Origin of the sequence: Oribacterium sp. WCC10, assembly GCF_900113415.1 — a bacterium.
GTDB lineage: Bacteria > Bacillota > Clostridia > Lachnospirales > Lachnospiraceae > Oribacterium.
In genome coordinates this window covers 113,939-134,136 of the sequence record NZ_FOPH01000009.1, presented here as the reverse complement: position 1 = coordinate 134,136, position 20,198 = coordinate 113,939, and the positions used below count along the sequence as shown (strand labels likewise).

The window sequence follows — 20,198 nt, the reverse complement described above, 5'->3', positions numbered from 1 at the left end:
AGCACCGAAAGACTATAAATCCAAAGGACGACGTAGTTGACAGTACGGAAGTCGATATATCTGCCTTCGTTATGGCGAGATGGCAGATGCTTTGGCGGTGTCGGAAGGAGCTATTCATGTAATACAAAGATGGAGTGTCAACAGGGGAGAACCCATAGACTCCGTTCCTAGTGTGAAGGGATGGAATATCGAACGACCAAAAAGGGAGAACGGTAAATGGTCTATAGGTAGTCGGAGGTCCGAATAGTACTGATGAAGGTATGAACACATAAATACCGGAGGGAAGTCGAGAGTGGGCTGTTCCTCACAGCCCTGACCTGCGAGACAATATCAAAGAGGAAACATTTGCTACACGCAGAGGTAGGCTTCTCCGTACACAGAGACGGAAGAAAGAAGGGTAAACAAATGGCAACGAAATTGGCGAGAATAGCGGAACTATGGAAGGTTCAGAGTTAAGAGGAAAACCAACAAGAAGAAATTTAGCAAGAAGCTAAAGGAGATTCACAGGAAAATCGGTGAGACGCGGACAATGAGAACTAAGGACATTGTTAAGAAGCTAAACGAGATACTGGTTGGTTATTTCCATTACTACGGGATTTCAGATAACTCAAGGAGTATTAAAGCTTTTAGGTATGAGGTGATGAAGAGCTTGTTCTATTGGCTCAACAGACGTAGTCAGAAGAAAAGCTACAATTGGGTGGATTTTCTTAAGATGTTAGATTACACTCACCCCTTAGCCGAAGCAAAAATATACGTGAGTATGATTATTCTGATGAAGAAAAGAAACTAGCGTTGTTGTATCTTCTTATTTCAGTACACTTCAGGAGAAATTGGTCAGAGCCGGAGTTCTTCCTACTGACTATGACTTTGAGGGGCATAGGGAACTGGTAGGTATGCAGGCCGTGGATGTACCTGTAACGTACGCTGATAGTTCGGTTTTGGGACGTGACTACGGTTTCAAACCTGAGATTGGGATAAGGGAAGGTTTGAGGGCATTCGCGGAATGGTATAAGGAGTATTACGGGAGAGTGGTAAGATAGAGGTATTTGAGATTATAGGTGGTGATTTCAGTTTAAAAAGATGGATAGTGATGATTGCCCCACAGCGAGATTAATACTCGATGTGGGGCATATAAACATTATGATTTCTTGGACTCACAAAAATACTTCATAACATCTTTTTTTGTGACCTTTTCATAAGTTTCATTTTTTATTACGGCCTTATAAAGTGCATCAAAGTCGGTGATATAGACACTTAAACTCTTAACCAGTGCTTCGAGCCCACGTTCTTTTTCTTCGGATACGCCCATATTAACGCCTTTATTCTCCATAGCGGTTGCATAAGTACACAAATCAGTCACCTCCATTTCAACTTCTCTTGTCATTTTAAGTCCATAAATTGATTTTAGTTTTTTGACTTTTTCTGCTCCGTCTATTCGTTCATCAAAAAGATCTGTGAGCAGTCGGATCATTTCATTTTCGGTATTCTCCGGGTCATGCTTTTCACTTATGTAAACGATGATCGCATTTAGAATATCATACCTTGGATTATCTCCATTACAGCCATAAAGAAATCTTCTGTCTATATCGTAAATCTCGATTGAGTTAGCTCTGGTCTGGGCTGCCTCAGTGCAAAGCCAAATAGAATACACCTTCTTTATGTTCCCGTATTTCACCGGGTCATCACTGTTGGTTGTAAATTCAACTCCCTGTTGTGCCGATATCATGCGGCAGCAATAGAATAAAGCCCTCAGAGGTAAATCATACCCAGGTTTGTCTTCATTCTGGGCTTCAAGATTGATGATAAGTTTAATGTACTCTGAACCGCCTTTGCCGGGCAATCTGAGATACGTACGTATATCGTATCTGTCCAGGCCTTCTTCGTTCAAATATGCTTCTGTATTCAACCCGTCAATACGTTCACCTGCATTTGAAAGTCCACTGTCAATATAAATTTTACTGATGAGAACTTCACCTTCAATACAGGCCTCAATCTCGTCAAAATTCATATCCCGGCACTCGGATACAACTTCTTTGAAAATCCTTGTAAGCAAAGGTTTATATGCAAGGATATTTTTTACTGTCATATCCAGCCGGATCTTATCTGGGTCTGCAGCCACTATGGCTTTCCCCAATGCTGTTAATTGTTCCATATCTGCTCCTTGGAAAAGCGAGAAAGATATGAACCTCTCGCTTAGATTATATATCAGTTCTGCGAAAAACTGATAATGAATTTTATATAATGGGGAATGATCATTCTGAAAGAATTTTTAAGATTATAATCATTGCATGTCTATTAGATGTTAGCATCATAACACAGAGTGATTTATTTTCATATAGTCTATTTTTAGACTATGTGGTGCGGTGAAGTGAGGAACCAGGATTTGGGGGAGTATGTAAAAACAGAAATCAAGATTGACAAGATAAATTAGTACAGAGATAATTTCAGAAAGAGCATGATATGATGACATTGGTGCCGCGGACCAACGTGGTACACTTTACGTCAACTTAACAGCGACCAGACTTGTAGTTGGTTCCGGTAATCCGCATGTGGGATAAGACCGTGGCATTTATCATGTTCTATAAAGAGATTCCAGTTACTCCTGGCAATAAAGAGAAGCTATTAAGGCACGACAAAAAGACTTACCCTTCAGGCAAGTTTTCAGAAAAGATACGGCTATATAAAATCAAATGGACTCAGATAGGCATAGCCTTGCGGTTCCTCATATGGGTACGTAGCTTTCCTTTCTTTTTGTCTCTTTTATCTTTTCTGTTCACCTGATATTGGTATTTGTTGGTGCTCCTGCTTCTGGTCTTTATTTCTTCATCGGCATTTGCTTTTACAAGAGAGGAAAGGTTTGTAATAAGCAGTGAGATGTAAAATTCCTGCATTATGGAATTTGGAGTTGCTGAAGAAAACTCTTCAAGCAGGCTTATGACCTTTAATTCATAGTATTTGGTCTCACACGGCCAACGGAGGAAATATAGTTCCCTGAACATTGAGGAAGTTATATTTTCATCAAATATGTTCGTGGCAAGGTATTCTGTAGCACCTGTGTCAGGCTTTACTGCTATCACACGTACGGTCACGTCAGTAGTACCCTCTTTGGGATTGCCCACGATGACATCCATGCCTTCATAAGAATCAGCGTCTGATTTTTCAAGACGTTTGGCAAGACCGATGGAATCTTTCAGCCGCATAACACATAGATGATCGTGATCGACACAGTAGCGGAACATCTTCTCTGAGTAATAGCCTCGGTCAAAGACAATGATGGCATCCTTGTAGATATTGAGATCCTCAAGCTCTTTCATATGGTTCAGGGCCTGGCTGCGTTCAGAAGCCAGATAATGAGAAAATGTGGCATGGACTATGAAATCATCGAGGACATCATATACAATGGAAGTGAGCGCCTGTGGACGAAATTGGGGTCAGGTAGTGCGCCCAGCTAAGGGCGCTTCACATAGTGGATTGAGAACGTCCACCTGATAAGTTGCGAGCCACAACATCAGAAGCGAGTTTTGTGTGGTATGCGGCAACGTATACTGCAAAGCTTAAACAGCATGGCTGTAGGGGCAGTACTCAGTATCGTAAGACCATTATACCCAGAGGACGACGCGGTTGCCTGGGCGGAAGTCTATACAGAAATTGGGGTCAGGTACCATAAAATTTTTATAAACGAAGTAATTCGCATTGACGAAACAGCCAAAAGCTGGTATTGTACTTGTGAGTTTAAACGATTGTGGGATGGAAGAGATAAGGCGATGACTATATCAGAAAAAATATTCAGTCTTCTGGAAGCACGTGGAATGAGCCAGAAGGTCTTTTCAGAACGTACCGGGATTGCACAGAGTACAATTAGTGACTGGAAGCGAAAAAAGACAGATCCGGTATCTGAAAAGATACTGATTATATGTGAAGTCCTCAACGTGACACCATATGAACTATTGAGCGAAACAGAAGGAAAAGGAAAAAGAGGCAAGCGCCCGGAGGTTATCATGCTTGATAAGTCCAGTGAGGCAGGTCAGGTAATGGAGACATATCTTGATATGGATGAAAAAATGCAGCAAAGACTTCTGGGATATATGAAGGCGTTGACGGAATTATCCGAAAGGGAGTAAAAAATTTGCCCGGTGATACGCTTAAACGTGCATATACGCATATACAGAAGCGACTATAAATAATGACAATAAAACAATGTACCGGTTCGAAAGTCAAGGCTATTCCGATATCGGGATAGCCTTGACTTTTGAACCGGTTTAAACCTAAGAAAAAAAGTATGCTCGAAGATACGTATAAACGTACGCGTACATAGAGACGGATGGGATGCCGGCAATAAAACAAATGGTTGAATGCCAATAAAAAGAATTTAGGAAACAGAAGAAAGAATAAACATGAAAAAAATTGGAATGCCAACACCGGATGCAGCATTGAAGGAATTTTTCAAGGATAATGCAATATTTGCATCTGTATTTAACGGATATTTTTTTAACAACGATGAGGTCATCAATCCGGACGAACTGGAGCAGGCGGATACAGCGTATACAGAGTCTGTAAGAACGGAGATCAAGATTGACAAGGTAAATAAGTACAGGGATAATGTTAGAAAGACATCAGGAGGACTTTTTGTAATATTGGGAATTGAAGACCAAAACAAGATACATTATTCTATGCCGGTCAGAAAGATGTTGTATGATGCATTGGGGTACAGTGCGGAGATAGCATCGAAGGGAAACGCTCAAGACAAGAGATCATGGACAGTAGATGAACGTCTCTCGGGTGTTTCAAAGGGCACAAAGGTAACGCCTATAATTACAGTTGTATTTTATACAGGTGAGGAAGTTTGGGATGGACCAAGGTCGGTGCATGATATGATGGATATAGATACGAGAGTAAGGCAGTTTGTGCCGGATTATCCGTTGTATGTGATAGATATGGGACATGACCGGAATCTGTCGTTTTCCAATGGTCCTTTAGAAGAACTGAGGGCAGCGTTGTCAGCAATTTATGCCGACACAGCGGATAGAGATGAGAGGGAAATAGAATGTAACATTATGGCCCTGGCCGGAATATTATCCGGAGATAATAAGCTTTATGAAGCGGCACAGGGAGAAGGGAGACAGAAGATGTGTAAGGTTCTTGAAAAACGTGATGAGAAGATTTATATGCAGTTCAAGTCTCAGTTTGAAGAGATGGATGCAGAGCTGGCAGAAAACAGAGCTGAGCTGGCAGAGAAGAATGCCGCATTAGAAGAGAAGAATGCTGCATTAGAAAAGAAGGATGCCGAGATAGCGGCTTTAAAGGCAAAGCTTGCCGAGCTTGGACATTGAGTGATGACACATATGCGCTTTTTTTAAAAACCTTGAACCGTGTATCGGGAATCGGTTGGTTCTTTCGCATATCTTAATTAACATGTGTTATTTGATAATTTATCGATTCTGTGGTACTAAACCGTCATTATCCATGGGAGGTGACCCATATCGAAAACAATCGCACCAGGCATATGATGAGTCTGATCTTTCTACTCGTTTACATTTTCACTGTCCTGTGGTTCACTGTGCTGAAACGGCCGACGGGATATTATGTCGCCCAGTTTGAACTGTTCTGGTCCTATAAGCGGTGGTTTGCAGGGGATACAGATCTGGGAAACGAAATCATGGCCAATATAGCTATGTTTATTCCGTTTGGCTTTCTGGTGAGCTCTGTCCTGCCGACCTCCAACCACAAGTCCAGAGTAGCCGTGATAACGGGGACTGCAATCCTGTTCTCACTCACAATCGAGACGCTCCAGCTGTTTCTGATGAGAGGACTGTTTGAGTGGGATGATGTGTTTTCCAATACACTCGGCGCAGTGATTGGTATCGAGCTTCTCACCCTTGTCAGAATGCTGGCCTCCGAGAAACTCAGGATGACGCTAATCACATCCATTAGCCTTGTTTTCATGATAGTCTGTCTCGGAGTCTATATCCACGGACGCGGAGCAATCGGTGTGGAAGCGGATACTACATCAAGAGCTTACTGTTTTCAGATTGATAAGGCTTTTTTGCATGATGGTAAAAAAGAATATTCCGATAAGTTAAAGCATAATATGCTACAATGACAGCACATCGCAAACAATTGCGTGCGATGTGCTGTGTATCATCAGTGGATAGTGAGTGCTAGGACACTTGGATTATTTGGATTCTAGCAGGCTGTTTTGGACATCGAGGATTAAATCCATTGGGTATCCGCAGAAGTCGGCTATTTCTTCAGGTGACTTACCTTTACGGAGCATTTTGGCGATGATATCGTGTTGTTCTATAGCCTGCCCCTCTGTAAGACCTTGTGAGCGTCCCTCCGCAAGACCTTGTGAGCGTCCCTCCGCAAGACCTTGTAAGCGCCCCTCTTCTCTGATCCCTTTTACGAATGATTTTTCGTCAAATTCAGTTATAACCATGTTTAGTACCTCCGCTCTGTGTGCAAGAAGAAATTCTCTTAGAATTCCGTCTTCGATACACGATGTTACTGCTGAATCAACTGCGTTTTCAAGATTCTTCGCTCCCTGAAGGTTTAGTCTGATACGGTTTATCAGGATCATGTATTCTCTGAGAGGTTTGCATTTTTCAAGCAGAACATCGTTTTTGCCTTTGTTGAGATTGTAAACAGTGGCAGTCCATTCGAAATCTCCGGTTTTGTCCGGGACTGTGAATGCATCAGACAGTCTTAGTTTTTCCACAGGGGCTCTGTCTTCTGTGCCATTGTAAAATACTATATATCTTGGTGTAGGAAGTTTGATAAGCTGTGTGCCATATATATTGAGCTCGTTTGATTTTATGTACTTGTTGTACATGTTTCCGAAGTACATAAGTCCTCGTACAGGCATGTTCGGGTTGTGGGAGCTTTGCTGTTCCCATAGTGACAGATAACTGTCAAAGATAAAGGCTACATCATTTTTCATCTTGATGTAGATAACATCGCTGATGGTGTAAAGTTCGATATCTGCAACATCCTTGTAAGCAGTATCGTTTAAAGCATTGTAAAGCTCCAGTATATTTTCCCTGTACTGTTCAGATCCAAAAAGCAGGCAGAACAGTCTGTCCTTGTGCCGGAGATTTACGCAGTAAAATAGAGTATCATTCAGAGGGGGGAGAATTATAAATGATGTATATATAGAATGAGCTGTGCTGTGTTCCATCGGTAAGTGGTGAAAGCTTTCTGGTTCCAGCCATAAAAATATCCTCCTGGATTAATATTTATTCTAACATCAATCCAAGAGGATGCTTATCCTGAATAGCTATTTACACAAAATAATTTACAGATACGCTTTTAGCTCTACCTGCGTTTTATCAGAAGTTCCTTTCCTTCAAAAGCAAAGGCAAGCTTTATTATCTTTTCTTTGTTATATCCCGCTGCAAGTAGCTCGGTTTCATACTTCTTATCTTCAATCTGTTTCAGTGCTATATCGCAAAGTTCATCAAGTGTCCTGCCATTATCGCTCCGACGCTTTGACTTAAACTCGATGATTACAGCATTATCCTTTTTATCCTTCGGACGGAGCATGACATCATAACGTCCCAGGCCGCTTTCACGGTTCGACTTTATCTCATATCTGTCACGGAGTTCCACAAGAAGACCAATTACTAGACCGTGATAGAAGTTTTCCGGAGCTGCTTTACCACTTCCGTCAAAAGTGCTGATCATACTTTCACAGATTTCCGACAATGTATCCGTCATATCATCTATGTTGCCTTCCAGAAGTGCTTTAACAAAATAACTGTAATTTTCTCCTGCATTCTCAAACCATCTCTCCACAAGCAGACTAAAGCTGTCCTTGACTTCGTGATTTGTGAGTTTGAGGCTGTATACTGCCATGCTTCCTTCACCTTCTATAGAAACAGGCTTCAGATATCCCGCAGAGAACAAAAGACTCCATATAGCGTTTTTGTTGCCGCTCATCTCGCCAAAGACAAGCTGTTCGTCAATTTTGGTTTTTATAACTCCATCATTTAGCAGCTCTTCAAAGGACTTCTTTATCTCTACATCACCTTCTCTTACAAGCTTTGACACCAGTGAATTAGAGCTTGTATTAGCCCAATACGGCTCATATTTACCCTTTTTTAGAAATGATATAATAGACCATGGATTATAGATGTCTTCAATATTTCCAAATTTAAATCCATCGTACCATTCTTTTACTTTTTCTTTTTCTGACCCATATCCATAATCGTCAAGGGCGCTAAATACTTCATTTTCAGTAAATCCAAATGAGTCTGCATATTGGTCTGATGAAATGGTCACTATATTGATATTGTTAAGATCGGAAAACAATGACTCTCGGCTGACTCTGGTGATACCGGTTAACAGTGCTTTCTGAATGTTAGGATTTGTTTTTAAAGTAGCATTAAACATATTCCTCATGAAACCGGAGATTTCATCCCAATAGCCATCAACAAATGCTTCCTGCATAGGAGTGTCATATTCATCTATCAGTATTATTACTTTTTTTCCATAATATCGACTGAGCCAGGCAGAAAAACTGTTGAGGCATTTTGAACAAACAGCTGCATCCATTTTATAATTAATTTCAGTCCATAATTCACGTTCATCAGCCGTGAGACTTTTCTCCAGAAAAGATAAGCTCACTTTCAAATCCGTAAAAACCTGATTAAACTGAATTAACGCATCTTTATAATTACCCATCTTGATGGCAGCAAAGGAAACAAAGAGTACCGGCCATTTACCGCACTCTTTCATCATTTCAGTATCCTGTGAAATATTTAATCCATCAAAGAGTTCCTCGTTGTTTCCCTGTCTTTCAGAAAAGAATTTCTCAACAGTGCTCAGCATCAGAGTTTTTCCGAAACGACGCGGACGGGTGATCAATGTGATATCATCCTTACTTTGCCACCATTCATTTATAAAATGAGTTTTATCTACGTAAAAAGCATTTTCTGTTATGACCTTTTCGTAATCCTGTAAACCCAGTCCAACTGTCTTCAGCATGTGAATACACCTCTTTCCACTACGTCCATATCTATGCCTAATAGTAGCATAATTCGGGCTGTCTCTCAATTAAGCAGGAATGATATCAGAGATTTCACGACTTCCAATAGTCTTTGGATACTTGCAGAAGCCGGTTATCTCTGCAGGTGATTTGCGGGAACGGATCTGGTTTTGGTGGAACTTATGGATTGACTGATATATGATTTTGGTAGGCAGCGTTGATGATGGTTTTCTATATTTTAATGTAGATAATTCAAGGATTTGTATGAAGGGAACTATATTGGAAAAAAAGCATAGCAGGAGCTTGTTTATTTTAATCATATACATATTCACGGTCCTTTGGTTTACGGTGTTCAGTAGACGTAACCATTTTCAGGCACCACGTTTTGACCTGTTTTGGTCATATAAGAAGTGGCTTTCAGGGGATTCGGATATTGGAAGAGAGATACTTGGCAATATTGCTATGTTTATTCCATTTGGATTTCTGATTTCATCAGCTTTGAAGGACAGGTGTTGCAGCAGGTGGAAAACATTTACGGTGGTCGTAGCTTCAGCAGTGCTTCAATCATTAACTGTTGAAGTTCTTCAACTGGTTCTTATGCGGGGACTGTTTGAGTGGGATGATGTGTTTTCCAATACATCAGGTGCTTTAATCGGGATGTTGATATTCTTTATTCTGGAAAAAGCATCGGGAAAGCATTTTCGTGCGTTGGAAACATCAGTAGGGATACTTATAGCTGTATTCTGTATTGTTATAGTTTGCGGGAATGGAAATACTGAAGCGCAGGCAGATGATACATCACGGATGTACTGCTTTCAGGTAGAAAGCGCTGGCATCCATGATGGAGTTATAAACATGACAGGTTTTGCATTCCGATATGAGCAGCCGATGACGGATTTTGATCTTTTTCTCCGATCGGAAAAAGGTGATGTGAAACTGGAAGTACAGATGGTTGAAAGGCCGGATGTAAATGATTATTTTGGTTGTGACCATGATTATTCCCGATCAGGTTTTATGGCAACAGGAGAAGTCGACGAAGATAAGGAATATGAAATCATTATCAAGTGGCCATGGCTCATAGGGCTGTCGACAGGCGTATTTGTGTCGGATGCAGGAGTGAATTATGCAGGCGGTAATGAGACAACACGTATAGATCTGGATGCGGATTTTATCGAAAAGGGTGTATTACGTGTATGGCGGCCGGATTATCACTGCTTTGTATATCAGTATCAGGGATTTTTGTATTGGGTTGTAGATTCGGATTTTGATTTTGAGGATGATGGATCCACATATATTCAGTATCAGCTTTGGACAACGCAAACGGACAGATTGCCGGAAAACAGACTTGAAAAAGGATACTTGTGGGATAATATTGGCGGATATTTTGAGAAATATGAGGTTCAGGGGGATTTCGGACGCTATCGTGTGATGAAGCGAAAACTTCCTATGGAATATGCGATAACTTCGATTGTGACAGGGTACTATAAGAATGGCAGATGGATATGGAAAGAGTATTTTCGACCGTATTACGAATTATAGGTAAATGAGTGTCCGATACCCTGAATGGATATATAAATCATTTAAAAATAATAAATAAATCATGAAAAGATGTCGATAAAAACAGGAGTATGATTTACTTTCAAGAAACGAACACTAAGTGGGTCTTAATACCCGGGGAGAGAATTATATGAAGAATGTGGTTTTAGGAAGGACAGGAATTGAGGTGCCCCAGAATGGTTTTGGAGCATTACCCCTACAGAGGGTATCTTTAGAAGATGCCGTTAAGATTCTCAGAAAGGCTTATGACGGAGGCATTCGCTTCTTTGATACGGCAAGAGCGTACAGTGACAGTGAAGTGAAACTGGGAGAGGCTTTCGGGACAGGATATGTGGACCGTAAAGACATATTCATTGCCTCAAAAACCAAGGCGACGACACCGGATGAGTTTTGGAAGGATCTGGAAACAACACTTTCAAACCTTAAAACGGAGTATCTTGACATCTATCAGTTCCATATGATGAATACCTGTTACAGGCCGGGAGACGGAAGCGGCATGTATGAATGTATGGAAGAGGCAAGACGCAGGGGAAAGATCCGTTACATTTCCGGTACGGCTCATAAGTATGGAGTTGCCAGGGAACTTATCGAATCTGAACTTTATGATACTGTCCAGTATCCCATGAGCTACCTTGCTTCGGAAAAAGAGATTGAACTAATCGAACTTGCCAATGAGCATAATGTCGGATTTATATGTATGAAAGGGCTGGCCGGTGGACTTATCACCAATTCAAAGGCTGCCATGGCATTTATATCACAATTTGACGGAGCAGTGCCGATTTGGGGAATACAGAGAGAATCAGAGCTTGATGAGTGGCTTTCATATATGAATGAAACTCCGGTAATGAATGATGAAATCTTTGATTTCATAAAGTCTGAACGTGATGAACTGATGGGAGAGTTCTGCCGGGGATGCGGCTACTGTATGCCTTGCACTGTTGGAATAGAAATCAACAACTGTAACAGGATGTCTTTGATGCTGAGGAGGGCCCCGAGTAAGAACTGGTTAAGTGAGCATTGGCAGAAAGAAATGGAGAAGATCGAGGACTGTGTGAACTGCGGAGTATGCATGACAAAGTGTCCTTATGAGCTTCAGATACCTGCCCTGCTCAAGAAGAATCTGGAGGATTATCGGGAGGTTCTCAAAGGAAACAGAACCGTTTAAAAGGTACATTGTCATAAAAACTGGGACGCGATAGGCAGTTCATACCTGATTTGGAATATAATTTGAAAAAAGATGGTCACAAGCCCGCAAAATTTCAGAGGTTTTAATGGAAATAAAGAGAGATAAATATCTTGATGATTTAAAAAACAGAATGCATAACGGAATGATAAAGGTAATTACGGGAATCAGACGTTGTGGAAAGTCGTATCTGGTTTTTACGCTTTTTAAGAATTATTTACTTGAGAATGGTGTTCCCAAGAAGCATATTATCGAAATTGCCTTGGATGAACGAAAAAACAAGGAATATAGACATTTCTGAAGGAGAAATCGTTTGGAAAAATACAGATTTGTGATTGTCGGAACCGGATGGAGAGCCATGTACTATGTGAGGATTGCAAAAGCGCTTCCTGATGTTTTTGAATTATGTACCATGCTCTCAAGGAGTGAAGAAAAAGCCAAAAGGATACGTGATGAATACGGCATATCCTGCACGACTTCAGAAGAGGAATGTCTTTCCCGTAAGCCGGATTTTGTGGTGGTTTCTGTAGCAAAGACGGCAGGTGCCGAAACAGCTATGCATTGGCTTGATAAAGGCTGTACGGTACTTTTGGAAACACCGGCGGGAATTGACAAAGAAACACTTTTGGAACTAAGCAAAAGAGAAGAGCAGGGACAAAAACTTGTAGTAGCGGAACAGTATACCCGATATCCGCAGTACAGTGCTCTTCTTAAGCTTGTGAAAAAAGGAATCATAGGAGAAGTCAATTATCTCAATATTTCACTGGCCCATGAATATCATGGAGCGAGTATCATGAGGGCGTTGCTTGGAATTAATGCTGACACCGGATTTTCGGTTTATTCCAGGACATATACTTTTCCAACCGCAGAAACATTAACAAGATACGAAGAGATAGTGGATGGAAGAGTATCCGGGAAAAACCGCACTGTGGCTTTATTTGAGTTTGAAAATGGGAAAACCGCAGTATATGAGTTTGATTCTGAACAGTATCGTTCCCCCATCCGGAGAAAAACCTACAAACTTCAGGGAATCAGAGGGGAGATAATAGATGATCATGTCTGTTATCTTGATGCGGCCAATCATGCTGCAGAAGCTGAGCTGGAAATTGAGTCCCGGGTCATTGAAACAAATGATTCCAATCCAAATCTTCGTTATATCAAAGAAATCAGCAGTATTTCTTTCCGGGGAGAGGTTTTGTATGAGCCTCCTTTTGGACTGTGTGGCCTTTCTGATGATGAAACTGCCATTGCGATGCTTATGAAAGAAACTGCTGAATACTCAAAAGGCAGCTGCAATTCCCCATATCCTTTACGGGAGGCTCTTCTTGATTCATATATGTCTATAATGATGAAAGAATCTCAGGAGCAGGGCAGGATTATTTTCAATAAATAACAGGAATACTTTTGTTTCCTAATGACGTTGATTGTACATGTACATCACTATGGCTGCACCTATGATCAAGCAGTAACCGATTACACTAAATACATCTGGAATGTCTCCAAACAGAAGGAAGCCAAATGCTGCGGCCCAAAGCACCTGAGTATAATCATAAACGGATATTTCCTTTGATGGTGCATGGCTGTAGGCGGCGGTGACTGAGAACTGTGCGGCTGTAGCTGAGGCTCCTGCAAGGAGAAGCATGGAGAGCTGGTGCAATGTCATAGGATGGAAGTTAAGTGCTATGTAAGGAAGCACTGAAAGGCAGGAGAATGCCGAGAAGAACAGCACGATGGTGGCGCCTTTTTCACCCCGAAGACCGGCAAGTCTCACAAGAGTGTAGGCAAGACCTGCCGTGATTCCGCCCATGAGTCCTGAAACAGAACCTAAGAGATTCATATTGTCGGGAGATGGTTTTACTACGAAAAAGCATCCTGCGAATGCCAGCAAAATAATAAAGAAGTGTATGGATTTCAGCTTTTCTTTCAATATAAAATATGAAAAAATGAGAACCATAAAGGGAGCCATTTTATTCAGGATGGAAGCATTGGCCAAAGGCAGATGGTCAACGGCATAAAAGTTGCAAAGGATTCCGATGGTACCAAAAAAGGATCTTCCCAAAAGTACTGGAAGGTTCTTTTTTTGAGGATGAAATCCCTCACCGCTTTTCAAAAGCATGAATAAGGCTACAAATACAGCCACCAGATTTCTGAAGAAGCTTTTCTGTATGCTTGGAACGTCCCCTGAAAGACGTACAAATATATTCATGAGATTGAAGAAAAATGCTGATGAACAGATATAAAGAATTGCTTTTGATTTCTTCTTTTCCATAAGACCTCCGGAATGATATACAGTGGGCTGTAAGTCGTTCTTGAATATATAATATGTACCCACTTCATTATTGATGCATCATGATGTTTATTAGAAATGCATCATCTCATTATATCAAAAAAACTGAAAAAGTATTAAAAGCAGATAATGTCTAAGGATAGGATTTGAATTAGTCGAACGACTAAACAACTATAATGATGGTAGAACCCGGAGAAAAATCAAATGAAGATAACAGACTCAAAATCCTTTGGAACAGCTTTGCGTGAAAGAAGAAAACAGTTGGGGTACACTCAAGCGTATATTTCGGATTTTACAGGATTCAGCATCAGTTTTTTATCAGAACTCGAAAATGGAAAGAAAACTATCCAGCTAGATAAAGCTATTCAGGTAGCCATGCTTCTTGGATTGAATATAACAATAGAAGCAAGGTGCCGTTAGTATATAGACCGTGGTAACAATAGAATAGTTTTCAAAAAATGGAGGGAAGCAAGAATATGTGTACAAGCATAGTAGTAAATAAGAAAAAGACGATAGTGGGCTGGAATCTGGATATTCTGGTTCCCGCTAATACAGAAGCCACAGTAGTGCTTCCCGGATGTGAGAACCCGGTTATAACCGGTTCCGGAGAATGGCACTATGAAACGGTTTATAAAGAAAGTGGTATTTAATGATACAGAATTGTGTTAATTGTTTGTCAATAAGTACAATTCAAAACGTTGAAACACGATTTTGAGAGGTTTAAAATTATATATGCATTGTTAATTAATTAACGTTTTCTGATAAGGAGGCACATTTATTATGATGGGCAGGTTAAGAGCAATGCGTGAACCACTCAAGTACGTTCAGGGGCGAGACGCATTAAACAAGTTTTACGATGAGATGGGTTACATGGGCAAGCGCTGGCTGTTTGTATGTTCCAACAGCGGATACAAGGCTTGTCACGACAAGATTGAAAAGAGCTTTGAAGGACATGACGATTACAGACGTTATGAAATCTTCGGCGGAATCTCCAGCAACGGTGAAATAAAGAAGATGCAGGAGATAGTAAAGAACGACAGCATCGACGTTGTTGTTGCCATCGGTGGCGGAAGTGCAGTTGATACAGCAAAGGCTACCGCATATTACGAGGGAAAGCATATAGTCATAGTTCCTACGGTTGCAGCAACAGATGCACCATGTACAGGACTTTCCGTTATCTATAACGATGACCACAGCTTCGACAAGTATCTGTTCTATCCTACAAACCCTGATGCCGTTATGGTTGACTGTAACGTTATCGCCAACGCACCGGTTCATTTCCTTATCTCCGGAATGGGTGACGCTCTGGGAACATATTTTGAGGGAAGAGCTTCCATACGTACAGAGTCTTCAAGTCTTGAGGGAACCGGAATCACCAGAGCCGGTCAGGCACTTGCAAAGCTCTGTTATGAGACACTCCGTCAGTATGGAAAGCAGGCTATCGAGGCATGTAAGCTCCATGTAGTTACTCCTGCTCTTGAGAATATAATTGAGGCCAATGTTTACCTCTCAGGTGTCGGTGCCGACAATGTAAACTGTGCAGCTGCCCACTCCTTCTATAACGGTGTCACTGCTGTAGGCTGTAAACATGCGGATCACGGTGATTGTGTTGCTCTCGGAACATTGGTACAGCTTGTACTTGAAGGGGCTACAAAGGAAGAATTTGATGATGTACAGAGCTTCTGCCTGGAAGTCGGTCTTCCTGTAACCCTTGAGCAGATCGGAATCACAACAGAAGAGCAGGTTAGAATCATTGCAGAGAACGCCTGTGTACCCGGTGAGACCATTCATAACCTTGCAGGTGATGTCCAGCCATGTGAGCTTTATGATGCCATCATGCAGGCAGATGCCATGGGAAGAATAGCTCTTGGAAAGTAAGTGATTTATTTTGGATTTCACTAAATCTAAGTTATAGAAATATTAAAAGACAAGGGAATCGCAGAGTAAGAACGATTCTCTTGTCTTTTTACATGCTATAGATTTGGACTATAGATAGACATAAAAATTTTGAGTTATGTATATCTGCTTGATTTGGGGTATCATCATTTCATAAGAAAACCTAGCAAAGACCTAGGAAATAAAAAACGATGTTTCTTTTATAAAACTCTGACGTTCAAAAGTGAAGTGTCATATGCTCACAAAAGTGTGTGGTATCGATAATCAGTGAGTGACAAATTCTTTTGACACAAATCGGATATATAAAATATGCGTTGTGATTTATGACCGGGTAAACAGGAAGACATTATCAAAAGGATGGATAAAGGGAGGAAATGAGATATGAGCAAGTACAGATTTGAGACACTTCAGTTACATGTAGGTCAGGAGCAGCCGGATCCGGCAACAGATTCGAGAGCAGTTCCTATTTACCAGACAACATCCTATGTATTCAGAAACAGTCAGCATGCAGCTGACAGATTTGGACTTGCAGATGCCGGTAATATCTATGGCAGACTCACAAACTCTACCCAGGACGTTTTCGAGAAGAGAATCGCGGCACTTGAAGGCGGAAGTGCAGCTCTTGCAGTGGCATCCGGTGCAGCAGCCATAAGCTACACTGTTCAGGCTCTCGCAGCAAATGGCGGTCATATCGTAGCCCAGAAAACAATCTACGGCGGAAGCTACAATCTTCTCGAGCATACATTGCCACAGTACGGTATTTCCACAACCTTTGTCAATGCTCATGACCTCAGCGAAGTGGAGGGAGCAATACAGGATAACACCAGAGCCATCTATCTTGAGACTCTCGGAAATCCAAACAGTGACATCCCTGATATCGATGCCATCGCTGAGATAGCACACAGGCATGGACTTCCGCTTGTTATAGACAATACTTTCGGAACACCGTATCTCATAAGACCCATAGAGCACGGCGCCGACATTGTTGTTCATTCAGCCACAAAGTTCATCGGCGGACATGGAACAACTCTTGGCGGAGTTATAGTTGAGGCCGGAAAGTTTGACTGGAAAGCAAGCGGAAAGTATCCAAACATCGCTTCACCAAATCCAAGCTACCATGGAGTATCTTTCTATGATGTTGTAGGCCCTGCAGCATTTGTTACATATGTAAGGGCTATCCTTCTGAGAGATACCGGAGCGACTATTTCTCCGTTCAATGCATTCCTCCTGCTTCAGGGAACGGAGACCCTGTCACTTCGCCTGGACAGACATGCAGAGAATACGAAGAAGGTTGTTGAGTTCCTGAAGAACCATCCTAAGGTAGAGAAGGTAAATCATCCGTCACTTCCGGATCATCCTGATCATGCACTTTATGAGAAGTATTTTCCGAACGGCGGGGCATCTATATTCACTTTCGAGATAAAGGGTGGAAAGGAAGCTGCATGGAAGTTCATAGACAACCTTGAGATATTCTCACTTCTTGCCAATGTTGCCGACGTTAAGAGTCTGGTGATCCATCCGGCTACAACAACTCATTCACAGCTTTCCGAGGAAGAACTGTTGGATCAGGGAATCACACAGAGCACCATCAGACTTTCCATCGGAACAGAGCATATCGATGATATCATCGCAGATCTTGAAAAGGGATTTGCAGCAGTATAACTGTAATGTTAATACCTGGTGTGTTTTGGCTGAACACTTACCCCCCCGGGTCCTTTGGCCAGGCAAAACGACTACGTTATTCGTGTTCGGGCGGACCATAAAGCCTATCCTCCATTCTCAAGCAAGCTTGATCTGTGGGACAGACTTTTGTCCCTTGACTCATATAATATATCAACATCCTGTTGCCCTCAGGCTTTTGCTTGAGGGCCTGTTTTATTTATCAAAAGGCCTTGTATTTATTAATCAGATTTTGACCAGGAAGTCCTGCTTTCGGATTTGATATTGAACCTGTTGGTATTTCTGATAAGATGCAGTAAAGTATTGTTTGTTATGTACAATACAAGTTATATTATGACGTGAGTGGCAAAAGTATTTGCCACTCACTGATTAGCGCTAACGCACACATTCGTGTGCAAGAAGGAATCCTTACATCATATTATAATACTTACATCATCACATTATTTTGGGAGAATATATGCTGGAACTGTTTTTGACTTTTGCGAAGATCGGATGCTTTACCTTCGGAGGAGGGTATGCCATGATCTCGCTTATTGAAGATATTTGCGTTACGAAAAAGAAATGGATAACACATGACGAGATGATGAACATGACAGTTATCGCAGAATCAACTCCGGGACCCATAGCGATAAACTGTGCTACATTTGTCGGTTACAAGATAAATGGTCTAAAGGGGGCTTTCGCTGCAACTTTTGGTGTCATACTTCCGTCTTTTCTTATTATCTATGTGATCTCTTGTTTTTTAAGCAATTTTATGGAAATAAAAGTAGTTGCCGATGCATTTCGAGGAATCAAAGTTGCGGTAGGGCTTTTGATATTTAATGCCGGTCTCGGGATGTTTTCCGGTATGAAAAAGAAACTTTTTCCTCGTATCATTTTTTTCACGTCAATGATGCTGATGCTTGCTTCTGAATTGCTGGGATTTAAGATTTCTACTGTTGTCATGATGATGACGGCGGGAGTTATTGGCCTCATATACAATAATGTTTCAGAAATGAGGAAGCACTGATGCTATGATGGGAGTGTCAAAAGCGTATGTTACGCTATTATACGGTATATCACATGTTCATATGCAATATATCGTAGTTATGTTAAATCATCAGTCTGAAAAGTATTTTATATATAATTATGATGAAAGAACTATACATTTTTCATAATTACAGAAAAGGGAGAATCGTTTGATATATCTTGAATTATTTCTTGGATTTTTACAGATAGGAATATTTGCTTTTGGCGGAGCCTATGGTGCTATTCCGCTTATACGTGATGTGGTCATGACATACGGATGGCTCAGTGAAGATCAGCTCACTTACATGATAGCTGTCAGCGAAAGCACGCCTGGACCCATCATGGTGAATATGGCAACCTACATCGGAAGCAGTCAGGCCGGAATCCCCGGAGCAGTCATAGCCACAACGGCTGTTGCTGTTCCATCATTTGTCATTATTCTGATAGTATCAACCATACTGAAGAATCTTACGGATAACCCGGCCTTTCAGGCCGTGCTTAGAGGAATAAAGCCATGTATAATCGGTATAATCATAGCTACCGGACTTTATATGATCATAAATAACTGTCGAATGGATAGCGGCCTGAATCCGGTGAATATACTGATAACGATCATACTCATAGTGTTTATGCTTATACATAAGCGCTTTCTCAAAAGAAAAGCGTCACCGATACATCTGATTATTTTTGCGGCAGTTTTGGGAATTATATTCGGTTAAACCGGAAATGCCTGTTTTCATGGCTTGATTCACTTGCGGCAGTGTCCGGAAATGAAGTCGTGTGAAAATGTAGCAGCATTATCGGAAACAATCCTGATTCACTGGGGATAGAGGAGGAAATAACGCATGAGTACAGTAGAAAAACTTCTTGATGCAACGAAAGATATATGGGCATGTTATTACAAACATCCTTTTGTCATGGGTATACAAAACGGAACACTTGATAGAGATAAGTTCCGCTTTTATATCATTCAGGACTATCTTTATCTCGAAGAATATGCCAAGACATATGCCATAGGTGTAGCCAAATCCAAAAATATAAAGATCGCGCAGATGTTCGCCAAAAGCATTGAAATCATGAATGGTGAAATGGATGTTCACAGTGGCTATATGGGTAAATTCGGTGTATCTCAGGAGGAGGCTGATTCAACAAAACGTTCTCTTGATAATCTATCCTATACATCCTATATGCTGCGGGTTGCCTACGAAGAAGGTGAAGCAGAGATAATCGCTGCAATTCTTTCCTGCGGATACAGCTACGAATTAATAGCAAAAAATATGATAAAAAACCGTCCGGAATGCATCAATGACGAGTTTTACGGAGACTGGATAAAGGGATATGCCTCCGAAGAATATGCTGAAAGCAACAGGATACTTTTCAGGGAGCTTGAGGAACTGACCGCGAATTATTCAGAGAAACAGATAAATCATTTGATAGATATATTTACTGTATGTTCAAGATATGAGCTTCTGTTCTGGGAAATGGCCTGGAATAAAAGCATCTGACATATTGAGAATCTGACAAGTCATAAAGCCTCCGGCGCCGGGGCACGAAATTTTAAAGAAAATATATGCGCGCGTTGAAAAAACAGTCAGGGAAACGCT

Annotated in this window: 19 protein-coding genes and 2 pseudogenes; 16 read left to right on the top strand and 5 right to left on the bottom strand. The window is 41.2% G+C overall.

Going from position 1 to position 20,198, the window contains the following annotated elements:
* Positions 1-484 precede the first annotated feature (484 nt).
* Positions 485-790: pseudogene (locus BM294_RS08520) on the top strand (group II intron maturase-specific domain-containing protein); the annotation flags it as partial.
* 40 nt (positions 791-830) lie between these two features.
* Positions 831-1,040, top strand: coding sequence for a hypothetical protein (locus BM294_RS08515; protein ID WP_330389843.1), 210 nt, complete (start codon positions 831-833; stop codon positions 1,038-1,040).
* A gap of 98 nt (positions 1,041-1,138) precedes the next feature.
* On the opposite strand, the gene BM294_RS08510 is transcribed toward BM294_RS08515, so the two are convergent.
* Positions 1,139-2,152: a hypothetical protein gene (locus BM294_RS08510; RefSeq protein WP_091206925.1), complete on the bottom strand. Its 1,014-nt coding sequence runs from the start codon at positions 2,150-2,152 to the stop codon at positions 1,139-1,141.
* 544 nt (positions 2,153-2,696) lie between these two features.
* The gene (locus BM294_RS08505) at positions 2,697-3,401 is read right to left on the bottom strand and encodes a transposase (RefSeq protein ID WP_091206922.1); all 705 of its coding nucleotides are present in this window, start codon (positions 3,399-3,401) and stop codon (positions 2,697-2,699) included.
* A 363-nt stretch (positions 3,402-3,764) separates the two neighbouring features.
* Here BM294_RS08505 and BM294_RS08500 point away from each other — a divergent pair, with 363 nt between their 5' ends.
* The 3 genes from BM294_RS08500 to BM294_RS08490 all read left to right on the top strand — a co-directional run bounded on the left by BM294_RS08500 (position 3,765) and on the right by BM294_RS08490 (position 6,100).
* The gene (locus tag BM294_RS08500; RefSeq protein WP_091206919.1) at positions 3,765-4,121 is read left to right on the top strand and encodes a helix-turn-helix domain-containing protein; all 357 of its coding nucleotides are present in this window, start codon (positions 3,765-3,767) and stop codon (positions 4,119-4,121) included.
* A 273-nt stretch (positions 4,122-4,394) separates the two neighbouring features.
* The gene (locus BM294_RS08495) at positions 4,395-5,330 is read left to right on the top strand and encodes a coiled-coil domain-containing protein (RefSeq protein WP_091206917.1); all 936 of its coding nucleotides are present in this window, start codon (positions 4,395-4,397) and stop codon (positions 5,328-5,330) included.
* Between the two features lie 173 nt (positions 5,331-5,503).
* Positions 5,504-6,100 carry a VanZ family protein gene (locus tag BM294_RS08490; protein WP_091206914.1) on the top strand — a complete coding sequence of 199 codons (597 nt, stop codon included), beginning with the start codon at positions 5,504-5,506 and terminating at the stop codon, positions 6,098-6,100.
* Positions 6,101-6,172: 72 nt separating this feature from the next.
* Here the strand turns inward: BM294_RS08490 and BM294_RS08485 are convergent, their stop codons facing one another.
* Positions 6,173-7,174, bottom strand: coding sequence for an RpnC/YadD family protein (locus BM294_RS08485; protein WP_091206912.1), 1,002 nt, complete (start codon positions 7,172-7,174; stop codon positions 6,173-6,175).
* A gap of 137 nt (positions 7,175-7,311) precedes the next feature.
* Complete coding sequence (locus BM294_RS08480; RefSeq protein WP_091206909.1) at positions 7,312-8,982, bottom strand: AAA family ATPase; 1,671 nt, start codon at positions 8,980-8,982, stop codon at positions 7,312-7,314.
* A gap of 304 nt (positions 8,983-9,286) precedes the next feature.
* Here BM294_RS08480 and BM294_RS08475 point away from each other — a divergent pair, with 304 nt between their 5' ends.
* From BM294_RS08475 to BM294_RS08460, 4 genes and pseudogenes are all read left to right on the top strand, one after another.
* Positions 9,287-10,522, top strand: a complete 1,236-nt coding sequence (locus BM294_RS08475) for a VanZ family protein (protein ID WP_175494604.1) — start codon at positions 9,287-9,289, stop codon at positions 10,520-10,522.
* A gap of 148 nt (positions 10,523-10,670) precedes the next feature.
* A complete protein-coding gene (locus BM294_RS08470; protein WP_091206904.1) occupies positions 10,671-11,705 on the top strand; it encodes an aldo/keto reductase in 1,035 nt (344 codons plus the stop codon).
* Positions 11,706-11,811: 106 nt separating this feature from the next.
* Positions 11,812-12,015: pseudogene (locus tag BM294_RS08465) on the top strand (AAA family ATPase); the annotation flags it as partial.
* Between the two features lie 21 nt (positions 12,016-12,036).
* Positions 12,037-13,116 carry a Gfo/Idh/MocA family protein gene (locus BM294_RS08460; protein WP_242944485.1) on the top strand — a complete coding sequence of 360 codons (1,080 nt, stop codon included), beginning with the start codon at positions 12,037-12,039 and terminating at the stop codon, positions 13,114-13,116.
* Between the two features lie 18 nt (positions 13,117-13,134).
* On the opposite strand, the gene BM294_RS08455 is transcribed toward BM294_RS08460, so the two are convergent.
* The gene (locus BM294_RS08455; protein WP_091206900.1) at positions 13,135-13,992 is read right to left on the bottom strand and encodes a DMT family transporter; all 858 of its coding nucleotides are present in this window, start codon (positions 13,990-13,992) and stop codon (positions 13,135-13,137) included.
* A gap of 222 nt (positions 13,993-14,214) precedes the next feature.
* On the opposite strand from BM294_RS08455, the gene BM294_RS08450 reads away from it, so the two are divergent.
* The 7 genes from BM294_RS08450 to tenA all read left to right on the top strand — a co-directional run bounded on the left by BM294_RS08450 (position 14,215) and on the right by tenA (position 20,099).
* Positions 14,215-14,430, top strand: coding sequence for a helix-turn-helix domain-containing protein (locus BM294_RS08450; protein WP_091206898.1), 216 nt, complete (start codon positions 14,215-14,217; stop codon positions 14,428-14,430).
* 56 nt (positions 14,431-14,486) lie between these two features.
* Positions 14,487-14,660 (top strand): alpha-L-rhamnosidase C-terminal domain-containing protein, encoded by a 174-nt coding sequence (locus BM294_RS15875; RefSeq protein ID WP_175494603.1) that lies wholly within the window; start codon positions 14,487-14,489, stop codon positions 14,658-14,660.
* 133 nt (positions 14,661-14,793) lie between these two features.
* Positions 14,794-15,888, top strand: a complete 1,095-nt coding sequence (locus tag BM294_RS08445) for a glycerol dehydrogenase (RefSeq protein ID WP_091206940.1) — start codon at positions 14,794-14,796, stop codon at positions 15,886-15,888.
* A 399-nt stretch (positions 15,889-16,287) separates the two neighbouring features.
* Positions 16,288-17,568 carry an O-acetylhomoserine aminocarboxypropyltransferase/cysteine synthase family protein gene (locus BM294_RS08440; RefSeq protein ID WP_091206895.1) on the top strand — a complete coding sequence of 427 codons (1,281 nt, stop codon included), beginning with the start codon at positions 16,288-16,290 and terminating at the stop codon, positions 17,566-17,568.
* Positions 17,569-18,043: 475 nt separating this feature from the next.
* Positions 18,044-18,595 carry a chromate transporter gene (locus tag BM294_RS08435; protein WP_091206891.1) on the top strand — a complete coding sequence of 184 codons (552 nt, stop codon included), beginning with the start codon at positions 18,044-18,046 and terminating at the stop codon, positions 18,593-18,595.
* Positions 18,596-18,764: 169 nt separating this feature from the next.
* Positions 18,765-19,313, top strand: coding sequence for a chromate transporter (locus BM294_RS08430; RefSeq protein WP_091206888.1), 549 nt, complete (start codon positions 18,765-18,767; stop codon positions 19,311-19,313).
* Positions 19,314-19,439: 126 nt separating this feature from the next.
* Positions 19,440-20,099, top strand: a complete 660-nt coding sequence (tenA, locus tag BM294_RS08425) for a thiaminase II (protein WP_091206885.1) — start codon at positions 19,440-19,442, stop codon at positions 20,097-20,099.
* Positions 20,100-20,198: the final 99 nt, after the last annotated feature.

Excerpts from the sequence above, each read along its gene's own strand:
- BM294_RS08510 (WP_091206925.1), bottom strand. The coding sequence starts at position 2,152 with ATGGAACAATTAACAGCATTGGGGAAAGCCATAGTGGCTGCAGACCCA.
- BM294_RS08500 (WP_091206919.1), top strand. The coding sequence starts at position 3,765 with ATGACTATATCAGAAAAAATATTCAGTCTTCTGGAAGCACGTGGAATG.
- BM294_RS08495 (WP_091206917.1), top strand. The coding sequence starts at position 4,395 with ATGAAAAAAATTGGAATGCCAACACCGGATGCAGCATTGAAGGAATTT.
- BM294_RS08490 (WP_091206914.1), top strand. The coding sequence starts at position 5,504 with ATGATGAGTCTGATCTTTCTACTCGTTTACATTTTCACTGTCCTGTGG.
- BM294_RS08485 (WP_091206912.1), bottom strand. The coding sequence starts at position 7,174 with ATGGAACACAGCACAGCTCATTCTATATATACATCATTTATAATTCTC.
- BM294_RS08480 (WP_091206909.1), bottom strand. The coding sequence starts at position 8,982 with ATGCTGAAGACAGTTGGACTGGGTTTACAGGATTACGAAAAGGTCATA.
- BM294_RS08470 (WP_091206904.1), top strand. The coding sequence starts at position 10,671 with ATGAAGAATGTGGTTTTAGGAAGGACAGGAATTGAGGTGCCCCAGAAT.
- BM294_RS08455 (WP_091206900.1), bottom strand. The coding sequence starts at position 13,992 with ATGGAAAAGAAGAAATCAAAAGCAATTCTTTATATCTGTTCATCAGCA.
- BM294_RS08450 (WP_091206898.1), top strand. The coding sequence starts at position 14,215 with ATGAAGATAACAGACTCAAAATCCTTTGGAACAGCTTTGCGTGAAAGA.
- BM294_RS15875 (WP_175494603.1), top strand. The coding sequence starts at position 14,487 with ATGTGTACAAGCATAGTAGTAAATAAGAAAAAGACGATAGTGGGCTGG.
- BM294_RS08445 (WP_091206940.1), top strand. The coding sequence starts at position 14,794 with ATGGGCAGGTTAAGAGCAATGCGTGAACCACTCAAGTACGTTCAGGGG.
- BM294_RS08440 (WP_091206895.1), top strand. The coding sequence starts at position 16,288 with ATGAGCAAGTACAGATTTGAGACACTTCAGTTACATGTAGGTCAGGAG.
- BM294_RS08435 (WP_091206891.1), top strand. The coding sequence starts at position 18,044 with ATGCTGGAACTGTTTTTGACTTTTGCGAAGATCGGATGCTTTACCTTC.
- tenA (WP_091206885.1), top strand. The coding sequence starts at position 19,440 with ATGAGTACAGTAGAAAAACTTCTTGATGCAACGAAAGATATATGGGCA.